We start from the raw sequence: 9,962 nt of genomic DNA on the forward strand, positions 1-9,962 counted from the left end.
CTGCTTGAGTTCCTCGGAACCGAACTGGGCGATCACCGGGCCGACCATCGAGGCGTTGAACGTGAGCGGCTCCGGTACCGAGGCCAGCTGCATCTCGTCGAGCCAGAGGTGGCGCTGCATCGGCGTCCAGTCCTTGCCGCCCCAGGCCACCGGCCAGTTCGGCACGCACAGGCCGTTGTCGTTGAGGATCTTGTTCGCGGTGACGATGTCCTCGCGGGACAGATCCTGGCCGTGCTTCACCCGATCGCGGATGTCGGCGGGGATCTCGGTCGCGTAGAAATGCCGGAGCTCGTCGCGGAAAGCGACCTCTTCCGGGGACAGGGCTAACTTCATACGGGTCTCCCAGTCACTCGTAGCCGTCGAAGAGAAACCTACCCTTCGGTAATCCTCGGTGTCGACTACATCACACACGATGGCTGTCCCAGCGGCCCCCGCCGCGCTGTCGGCGGCTCGGCGACCCGCGCGACGACCTGGTACGTTGCCAGACGAACCGGACTATCCGGCGACGAGCATCCATCGAGGAGTCACGGGTGAACGGCAGATCCATCGCAGGTAGAGCAGCGGTCGTCACCGCCGCGAGCATCGGCGCGCTGGCCCTGCTGGCCCCGAGCGCGATCGCGTCGCCCACCGACGACGCGATCGGCCACCTCACCCACCTCGCCGGCGAGGACACCACGGCGAAGGCCGGTGTCGGTGCGATCGCGAGCTTCACCGGCATCGTCGGCGTCGACGCCCTGCGTGACATCTCGACGCAGTTCACCCCCTTCACCTACGCGGCCCCCACCTTCGGCTGCGGCAGCAACGGCCCGATCACCACGATCATCGCCGCGGCGTCGTTCGAAGGGCCGGGCCCGCGCACCGCGACGAGCCTGACGCCGGGCGATATCCGTTTCAGCGCGAGCCCGCGCCACTCCGGCGTTCCGCTGGCCTCCGGCCTCAGCGTCGCGTGGGTCAACGTCAACAACGGTCAGAGCGGCATCGTCGGCCTCGACGACCAGACCGAGTTCAATCTGCCGTCACTGTCGAAGACGGTGCACAGCGGTGCGGGCACCGTGGTCGCCTCCATGTGGGGAACCATCGACTACGCGGGCGCCCGCTGCGTGATGACCCCGACCGTCGGCACGTTCGTCGTGCCCGATCTGCCGGTGGTGGTCCCCGAAGCCCCCGCGGCACCGCCGGCCCCCGAACCGCAGGCCGTGAGCCCGGGTTCGGGTGAATCCTCCTCGAGCGCACCGACATCGAAGGCCCCGGCGCCTGCTCCGGTCGAAACGCCCCAGCCCGCCCCGGTGCCCGCTCCCCCGGCCCCGCCCGCGGCGACCAACGTCGGCGGCTGAGCCGGGTTCAGTAGGTCCCCTGGCCGGCGGACGAATTCGCCGACCGGACAACGGCCCGGTTCCGCGCGCCGGTCACCTCGACGGTCGCGTCAGCCGATCGGGCGGATGCGCAGGACCGTGCCCTCCTCGGAGCCCGCGAGCAGCGCCGACGGGTCGGACGGGTCGGCGACGACGGCGGTGAGCGGCTGGGTGGCGACGACAGTGCACGCGGTGCCGGTGTTCGGGTTGACGCGGACCAGGTGCCCGGCCAGCGTCGTGACGTACAGGGCACCGTCGCGCACGACCAGGTCATCGACGAAATCGGGCAGTGTGCCGAACGAGGTCAGGTCGGCGACAGTGGTCGCCGCGCCCGGGTGGGTACGGGACAGTCGCAGTACGCGACCGACGGGTCCACCCGCACCGACGAAGTTCGCGGTGACGTAGACCGAGTCACCCGACACCACAACACCGTTGGGTCCCTCGATGCTGACGGCCGACCACCAGTCCATGTCCTCGCTGCCGTCGCGGCGCAGGCGGTGGAGTCCGTTGCCGGTGGTCACGTACAGATTGCCGTCGGCGTCGAAGGCGGCACCGTTGGGCTGCGGGAAGCCGGTGGCGAAGGCGACGGGGTTCGGGCGCGCGGCCGCCGGGTCGAAGCGGACGATGCCGCCCGAGCCTGCCAGCGGCGAGTTACCGGTGACCACGTACAGCAGTCCGTCGGGACCGAGCCGGACGGCACCGGGCGAGGGCACGGCCACCGTGGCGGTCAGGCGCCCGTCGCGGTCGTAGCGCTGGACCTCGCCGCGCATGACCCGCGAAACCCACAGGTCACCCTGGGCGTCGATGCCGAAGTTCTCCGACCAGTCCAGCAGCGGCACACTCGACCTGATCGCGACGTCCTGGCGCGCCTGTCCGCACAGGGACAGCGGGGCGGCGCCCGCGACGGCGCCGGAACCGAGCGAGGCGCTGGTCACGACAGCCGCACCGACCACAACACGGACGACGCAACGACGGAACGACAACATCTGTAACCCTCGACTCTGTTGACCCGGTTCGACGCGCGAAGTCTAACGGCTGCGGGCCCACCGTGTGCAGCCCACGTCACCTGCGGTTCCCATCACGGGGTACCACGTACTAGTGCTGTCTCCCAGAACAATTCGATCGGCCGAACAGCGATAATCGACAGGTGCCCTATTTCGACAGCGAGCGTGGACGATTGCACTGCCGGTGCTGGTCCGTCGACCGACCGGCGGCGAGGCTGGCGCTGCTGCCGGGTACCGGTCAGCACAGCGGGCACTATCACCGCTTCGCCGCGGCGTTGCGTCCCGCCGGGATCGAGCTGTGGGCCCTCGACACCTCGGGGCAGGGACTGAGCGAGGGCGATCCCGACGCGCCGGGCACCATCGACGAGCTGACCGCCGACGCGCGGGGATTTCTCGAACTCGTCCGCGCCGATCACCCGGAGCCGCCGGTGTTGATGGGGCACTCCCTCGGCGCCGTGACCGCCGTGCACCTCGCCCACGAAAACTCCGCTGACCTGGCCGGACTCATCCTGTGTGGCACTCCGCGCCGCGTCGCCGACATCGCGCCGGAGCCCGGTCTCGCGCTGCTCGCGGTGCACGGCGTGGACGACCGGCGCGCACCCGTCGATGTAATCCGGCTATGGACAGCACGGCACCGATCGGTAGATTTGCGCGAGTACGCCGACGCCGGACACGACCTGTTGCACGAACCGGTGCAGCACCGCGTGGCGGCCGATATCGCGGAGTGGGTACTCACCGCGGTGCGATGAACGACGAAGGGGGAACCGGTGCAACCGAATCGAACGGGGCTGCCGAATACGGCGGCTCTCGGCCAAGCCGTCGACGAGGGCGGGTTGTGGATCGACGGGGTGCTCGTCGCCGACGGCGCGCCCGAGCGCTGCGCGCTGCGCTACGAACGGCTGGCCGATGAGGTCGAGGCCCAGGTGCGGGTGCTCAGCGCGACCGCTGTCATCCCCGGTTTCGGCGGTCTTCCCTCGGGCGGTGCCCTGCGCACCGGTTTCGAGTCCAAGGCCACCGAGGCACTCGACGAACTGCGCGCCTACGCGAGCACCGCGCGCGACCTGGCCGCCGTGTTCCGCGCCGCCGGGGCGAACTTCCGCGAGGCCGATCAGGCACTGGCGGGCGCGGTCGCCGCGATCGAGGTTCCCGGTGATGGCGATGCGTAGCATTTCCGGCCGTACCGATGTGGACTACGTTTCCGTCGTCGAAGTCTTCGACAACCTGTCCCATGCCGACATTCACAGTGCGGTAAGGCAACTCGATCCAGCCGCACTGGCAGGCGCGGGCGAGACGTTCCTCACCACCGCCACGGGCCTCGGCGACGGCGTCGAGATCGCACACGGTGAGATCCGTGCCGCCATCGCCGACGGCTGGCGCGGCGCGGCGGCCCAGCAGGCCGCCGACGCGGTACGCGACTTCGAGCAGGCCGGTCGGCGCATCGCCGATGTCTTGACCGCGGTCGGCGTCCGGCTCAGCCAGGCCGGTGACGCCGCCGAGTCCCTGCGCTCCGCGGTCGCGGAACCCGAGGGGGCACAGCCCGATCCGGCGGCCGCGCTCCTGGACTCCGAGCAGGCCGCGAACAACGCCACCATCACCCGCGAGGCCGAGAACGCCCGCCTCGACGCGGTGCAGGCGATGGAGACGATCTACGCCGGAGCCTTCCTGCCGACCGGGTCCGGGGTACCCGCCTTCACCGGAATTGCCACGGAGACAGGAACTGTCACCGCCGCTGCGACGCTGTCGGGTGCCGCTCCCCCGGCCGGAATTCCGCAGGCGAGCGCCGTCGTCTCGTCGGCGACGACACCGGCCATCGTCACCGCCGCCACGATGCCCGCCGCATCCGCGCCGGTCGCCGGAACAGCGGGCACCCTCTCCACCGGCAACGGCGCGCTCCCGACCAACGGGACCGCCGCGACCCCGGGCGTGGTCGCGAACGGGACGACTCCGGCGACTACCTCCCCTGCCGCGACAACAGCCCCGAACCAGCCGCCTGCCAACGCCAGCAGGGCGAGCACCACCACCCCGGCCTCGACCACGGCCTTCCCCGGCACGATGTCCGTCAGTGCCCGAACCCGTCGCGCGGGGACCTCACCCGCCGGCGTGACACCGCCCACCGGCGAATCGAACGACGAGACCCACTCGGCGAACGCCGCGGCCGCCGGCAACGCGACGGCAAGCGATACGGCCACGGAGGCAGCGAGCGAGGGCAGGCAGGAGCGCGATCCCTCGGTGTCCGGTGGCGAAGCCGCCACCGGGATGGGCGCGGGCGCGATCGGCGGAATGATGGGTGGGGCGATCGCCGCCGCGGATCAGACGCGGCCCTCCGGTGGTCCGCGTCCCGCCCAGGTGGCCGAGGAGCTCGAGGACGAGGAAGACGAGTTCTTGCGGTTCCTCGAGGAGGAGCCGACCTACCTCGAGCCCGCCGACGAAGTGAACGCGCTGATCGGGAAGATGGAGCCGACCAGTCCCGCCGTGCTCGGTGAGTGGACCGAACGGGAGTGAACTGGCACTTCACCCCGGACCAGTTCGCGCTGGGCTGGGCGCGCACCGACGGCGACCGGATCCCCTATCCGCTCGCCGTCCGTGCGTCCGCACGCGACACCGTCGAGCGGGCAGCCCAGCAACCCGCGCTCGACGCCTGGTGCGCTCGCACCCTCGACGCCGACCTCGCGGCCGCCCTGCGGGTGCTGGCGAAACCGGAGATCCGGGTCGAGGTCTGTGGCCACGCGCCCGCGCCGGTGCGGATGCTCGGCGCGGTCACCGCGGATGTCGCGGTTCTCGCGGTGCAGGATCCCGGTAGCGCTGCCGACCGTGGCGGTTCGGTGCACGTGCAGGTCGGTAGTACGAAACGTCTTGCCGCCCAGGTATTCTCCCGGCTCCCCGCCCAACGCCCCGGCCTCACCCCGCGCATCACGGCACCGGCGACCCGGGTCGAGGAGGACAGCCGCGACCTGGTGACCGCCCCCGTCGCCGGCCCGTCCGACGCGGCGCGCATACGCCGGCTCCTCCAGCGCCCCCGCACTGGCATCGGCCAGATCCTCGTCGCGGCAGGCACCGACCCCAAGCCCTCGGGCGTGCTGTCGTGGATCGACCTCACCGGCGACGGCCGCTACCTGGTCCACGCCAGCCGCCACATCGACATCACCCCCGCCACCCCCGACACCGCCGTCGAATGGCTACGCCGCCTACTCCGCAGCGTCTGAATCAGCCGAGCTGGAGAAAACCGGCGAGGTCCGCGAGTTCTTCGGCGGTATCCGGGAGGTACTCGGTGAGCAGGGGTGAGCGGATGACGATCGCCTTCCACATAGCCCGGCACAGCGTGGCATGGATGACGGTGCGCGACAACAGCGGCCGCATCCCGAAGGGCGCGTCGGCGGGGGTCGAGGTGGTCATCGACAACAGGACCACCGCGGCTTCCCGGCCACGGAAGCGATCCGGAGTACCCACCAGCACGTCTTCGATCTTGGCGCGGGCCAGCAGCGTCCGGATCCGCGCCACCTGGGCGGCGTACGGCGCGACCACGAAGATGTCGTGCGGGTGGAGTTTGCGGGTTCCGCCGTCGGAGGTCCATGTCTCGCCGAGCAGGATCCGGACCTGGCGCACCACTTCGCGTGCCTCGGCATCGGATTCGGTGGCACTGCCGCGGTGCTCGACGAGCACCGTGCTCACCCCGGGCGCGATCCCCGCCAGATCCCTTGTCAGCGTGATGGCCTCGTCCGCGCGCAGCCGGCCGTCGTAGCAGCAGGCCGACACGGGCTCGCAGATCGCGGGGTGCATGCGCCAGGTCCGGTCGAGGAAGTAGCCGCGTTCGACGGGCAGGGTCCCCGCGCCTGCACACAGCCATTCCAGGGCCGAGACCTGCACGGGCTCCGGATGTTTCGCCTGCGCCCTGGCCGGGACCGGATCGCCGATCAGCAGCAGGTTGCGCGCGCTCACCGCGACCGCGACGGTGTCGGCCAGCGAGCATTCGCCCGCGTCGGCGATCACCAGCAGGTCGAGCGCGCCGGGCGCGATCAGTCGTTCGTCGACGAAATCCGCCGTGGTACCACCGATCACGCACCCGTTGACAGCGTTGTCCAGAAAGCGCGGGTACCGGGTGGCATCGATCGCCGACCAATCCGGACCGACCGAGGCGACGTCCTTCTTCGCCACGAGTTCGGGCAGCAGGCCCGCTTCCACGACCGCGTCGAAGATCCGCTCGATCACCGCGTGCGACTGCGCCACCACCCCGATCCGCCATTTGTGGCGGGTGACGAGCCGCTCGAGCGCACGCCCGGTGATGCCGGTCTTGCCGGTACCGGGCGGCCCGTGCACAGCCAGGTACGAGGCGTCCAGTGCGCCGACCGCGTGGGCGAGGACGGCGCCGAGATCGTCGTGGGGCTGCGGCAGCGCCATCCCGTCGCGCAGCCGGGGCGCGCGACGCAGCAGCACATCGTAGACCGCGTTCTCCGGCACCCACGGCAGGCTCATCAGCAGATCCTGAGCGGTGTGCTCCAGTGCGGCCTCGATCTCGGCCTCCCCGTCGGGCGGGCCGGGAGCGATGGCGGCGGGCAGGTCGTCGTAGGGCGGGCAGCCTGCCGGGAGCAGTTCTTCCAGCCGGACGGTGTCGTCGAAATTAGGGTCGACGGCGCACCCGAGCACGGTGGCGGTGGCGGTGGCGCGGCGGCCGAGCGTCTGGGTCATGCCCGCCGCGGCGGCACCGTCGTAGATGGTGACCATCTGGGTGCCCGGGGTGAGCGTCGCGCCCGTGCCCAACCTGCCGGTGAGCGTCAGGTAGCGGCGCATCGTCGGAAGTTGCGGCGTGCGATGCCATTTGGTGTCGACGGTGCCCCATTCGACGACGAGCACACCCGGTGCGTCGGCCCAGTCGCCGACCGGATGGCCGAGCCGATCGATGTGGGCCCACCAGCGCGGCTGCCGTTCACGCCGGTGATAGCCCAGGACCGCGGCCGTCAGGGCGGCGGCGCGCGCCGAATCCCCCTGCGCGTCCGCGGCGAACTCGCTCAGCGCCGCTTCCAGCGAGCCGGGGTGCAGCGAGGGCGGCACGTCGGATTCCGCCACGGCGAACCGGGTGCCCGGCACCGCGATTCCCGCGTCGGCCGCGCGGTCGAGCAGCCAGTCGCGGATGCCGAGAACCGTCGCCGCCCGACCCGGCGTATCCGGCAGCAGCGCGGCGAGTCCCGTTGCGTCATAGGACTGTTCGCCGATCAGCAGCGCCGTGCGCACGATCGGCGCCAGGTCGACCAGCGCGCCCTCGGCCAACAGCTCGTCCAGCAGATCGGCACCGGTGCCGAGCCTGCCCGCCCCATCGAGCAGTGCCGTGCGAATATCCGAACCGTAGTGGTACACGCGCACATCCGGATCCGCCGCCCGATGCTCGGCGATGATCTCCAGCAGCTCCTCGAGCACTCCCCCGTCCTGCGTCGACGGGCCCGCGTGTTCGAGGCCGAGAGGGCTGCGCGGCACCGCGTCGACACCGGTCTGGCGCGGCTCGGCGGCAAGCGGATCCGCCGGGTCGTCGCCGATGGCCGCATCGTCACCGATGACTATGCGCCCGAACGAGATGGTGTCCGCTTCGGCCGGATCGGCGCTGGGGTAGCCCGCCGCGTTCGCGGGTTCGACGCCGCCGGGCCCGAAGACCACGGCGTTGGTGTCCATCGGACCGACGGGCATACGCGGCCGGTAACCGACGCTGTTCGGCTGTTCCACACCGGCAACGACCGGCCGGAAGACGATGGTGGTGGCGTCGGCGAGTTCGAGGCCGGTCATGGCGCCGTGCCGGTCCAGGTCGATGACCAGGGCGAGGTCGCCGGGGCGTGGTGCGGGCAGGGCCCCGAGCGCGGTGGCGTCGCGCAGGGTGAAGGCCGGGCGGCCGGTGCGTTCGCGGACGAGCTGGATATCGGCTTGTTTACGCAGGGCCGCCAGCGTGCGCGGAGCCAGTCCTGGGACAGGCGTGCCGGTGGTGGCGAGACGATCGATCGTGAGCACGCCGGCCTCACGCAGCCTGGCCCGCTGGGTGGGTCGGATCCCCGCGACCAGCAGCAGGTCTCGCGCATTCGCCGCCGCGGCACGGCAGCTCGGGCACCGCCCGCAGGCCAGATAGCGCGGGTCACCCCACTGGACCGGCAGCAATTCCGCCAGCTTGTCCTCGATGATGTGCTCCACGCGAGCCCGCCGCGCCGAATACACCGGCGCCAGTTCCGCGCTCACTTCGCGCCGCACACCCTCGGCGGTCCACAGATACGCGCGGGGATCGACTCCGATCCCCGCGTCGGCGAGTGCCTGCGCGCACGCCGCGAATTCCAGGCGCGCACTCAGCAATTCACGAGCCGGATCGACCTTGATCGCCTGCACCGACGCCGCGACGCGCTCGAAAGGCGTCCGGCCCGCGGCCAATTCGCGTCGTAGCACCCGGCTGTCGGCAGGAGATACCGCGCCGGATCCGGCGAAACTACTGAACTCCTCGTCCGCCGATGCCGAATCGCGTGCCGGCAGAGGCGTTCCCGCCGGACCTGGCGACACCGCAGCGTCCTCGACGTGCGACCACGCCGACGGCGCGTTCCCGCGACCGTCGCCATGATGCGGCGCACCGGGAACGCCGACCGAATACTCACCGAGCGCGCTGTGCACGGTGTAACCAACGCGACCACGGACCAGAAGGTCGGCACCACAGGCGAATCGACCGTCGAAGAACACCGCGCCGTAGATCGCCTCGGCGCCGGAACTCAGCGCTCGCGCGGTGTGCTCCGCGGCGGCGGTCAGCGCCGCGATCCGGGCCGTCGCGTCGCCACCGAGCACCTCGGGCGACGGGATCCGGACCAGCCTGTCACCGAAGTGGGCGACCAGTTCGGCGGACGGTTCGGCCGTGCGCACCAGCGGGGCTGTCGTGTCGGGAACCCCGGGCAGATTGCCGAGAGCGGCGTCGATTCCGCGCAACACCGCGAACTCACAGTTCGCCGCGCGCGCGAGATCGCCGACGGCACCGACCACCCGATCACCGGACACGAACAAGCGCGGCCCTCCTGTGTTCACGCACACCCGACGCCCATCACCTTAACCAGCGCTGCGAGCGACCAGGGCACTACCCACGGACAGGACGAACGTGCCTGACCTCGGCCCTGGTGCGCACGAGCGGACTAGGTGCGCGGCTTACGCCGTTCGGTGCGCGGACGTGCCTCGCGGTCGCGGCGCGGGCCGCGAGCGTTCAAACGCTGCGCCGGTGCGCCCTGGTCGGGCGTCAGCTGGATCAGCACACCGCTGATCCTGGTGCGCCGCAAGGCTTCCAGCGTTTCGTTGGGCAGGTTGGCAGGCAGCTCGACGAGGCTGTAGTCGGGCCGGATGCTGATGTGACCGAAGTCGCTGCGACGCAGGCCGCCCTCGTTGGCGATGGCGCCGACGATCGCGCCGGGCACCACGCGGTGCCGCTTGCCCACGCTGATCCGGTAGGTGGCGAGTTCTTCGCCGTTCTCCCGGTTGAACGACGGCGGACGCGGGGCTCGGTCCTCGTCGTCGTAGCGGCGCGGTGCGCGCTCACGGTCGCGGTCGTAGTCACGCTCGCGGCGCGGGGCGGGCTCCGGCTCGCCGCCTCGTCGCCCTCGCCATGGAC

At 71.2% G+C, this 9,962-nt stretch carries 9 protein-coding genes; 5 read left to right on the forward strand and 4 right to left on the reverse strand.

All coding sequences use genetic code 11. The features are described from left to right. On the reverse strand, nucleotides 1–333 hold a 333-nt coding region (locus tag ACFWF3_RS12045; protein ID WP_379313682.1), incomplete at its 3' end, for an acyl-CoA dehydrogenase family protein. Nucleotides 334–530: 197 nt separating this feature from the next. Here ACFWF3_RS12045 and ACFWF3_RS12050 point away from each other — a divergent pair. Continuing rightward, nucleotides 531–1,334 carry a hypothetical protein gene (locus ACFWF3_RS12050; protein WP_378993456.1) on the forward strand — a complete coding sequence of 268 codons (804 nt, stop codon included), beginning with the start codon at nucleotides 531–533 and terminating at the stop codon, nucleotides 1,332–1,334. An 89-nt stretch (nucleotides 1,335–1,423) separates the two neighbouring features. On the opposite strand, the gene ACFWF3_RS12055 is transcribed toward ACFWF3_RS12050, so the two are convergent. Then, on the reverse strand, nucleotides 1,424–2,287 hold the full coding sequence (locus ACFWF3_RS12055; RefSeq protein ID WP_378993455.1) for an SMP-30/gluconolactonase/LRE family protein: 864 nt from the start codon (nucleotides 2,285–2,287) through the stop codon (nucleotides 1,424–1,426). Between the two features lie 212 nt (nucleotides 2,288–2,499). Between ACFWF3_RS12055 and ACFWF3_RS12060 the strand changes: the two genes are divergently transcribed. Genes ACFWF3_RS12060 through ACFWF3_RS12075 form a run of 4 tightly spaced genes read left to right on the forward strand, consistent with a single transcriptional unit; the run spans nucleotide 2,500 to nucleotide 5,559 of the window. Further along, complete coding sequence (locus ACFWF3_RS12060) at nucleotides 2,500–3,105, forward strand: alpha/beta hydrolase (protein WP_379313684.1); 606 nt, start codon at nucleotides 2,500–2,502, stop codon at nucleotides 3,103–3,105. 18 nt (nucleotides 3,106–3,123) lie between these two features. Then, nucleotides 3,124–3,522, forward strand: coding sequence for a hypothetical protein (locus tag ACFWF3_RS12065; protein ID WP_379313685.1), 399 nt, complete (start codon nucleotides 3,124–3,126; stop codon nucleotides 3,520–3,522). Continuing rightward, the gene (locus tag ACFWF3_RS12070; protein ID WP_379313687.1) at nucleotides 3,509–4,858 is read left to right on the forward strand and encodes a WXG100 family type VII secretion target; all 1,350 of its coding nucleotides are present in this window, start codon (nucleotides 3,509–3,511) and stop codon (nucleotides 4,856–4,858) included. The genes ACFWF3_RS12065 and ACFWF3_RS12070 overlap by 14 nt, the downstream gene beginning before the upstream one ends. Next, nucleotides 4,855–5,559, forward strand: coding sequence for an ESX secretion-associated protein EspG (locus ACFWF3_RS12075; RefSeq protein ID WP_379313689.1), 705 nt, complete (start codon nucleotides 4,855–4,857; stop codon nucleotides 5,557–5,559). The genes ACFWF3_RS12070 and ACFWF3_RS12075 overlap by 4 nt, the downstream gene beginning before the upstream one ends. Nucleotide 5,560: 1 nt before the next feature. On the opposite strand, the gene ACFWF3_RS12080 is transcribed toward ACFWF3_RS12075, so the two are convergent. Continuing rightward, complete coding sequence (locus ACFWF3_RS12080; RefSeq protein ID WP_379313692.1) at nucleotides 5,561–9,361, reverse strand: AAA domain-containing protein; 3,801 nt, start codon at nucleotides 9,359–9,361, stop codon at nucleotides 5,561–5,563. Nucleotides 9,362–9,492: 131 nt separating this feature from the next. Further along, a partial coding sequence (locus tag ACFWF3_RS12085; protein ID WP_379313691.1) for a DbpA RNA binding domain-containing protein occupies nucleotides 9,493–9,962 on the reverse strand: 470 nt, incomplete at its 5' end.

This window comes from Nocardia sp. NPDC060220, assembly GCF_042727815.1.
GTDB lineage: Bacteria > Actinomycetota > Actinomycetes > Mycobacteriales > Mycobacteriaceae > Nocardia.

Bases quoted from the DNA above. Each gene is read 5' to 3' on its own strand.
- ACFWF3_RS12070 (WP_379313687.1), top strand. From the start codon at position 3,509: ATGGCGATGCGTAGCATTTCCGGCCGTACCGATGTGGACTACGTTTCC.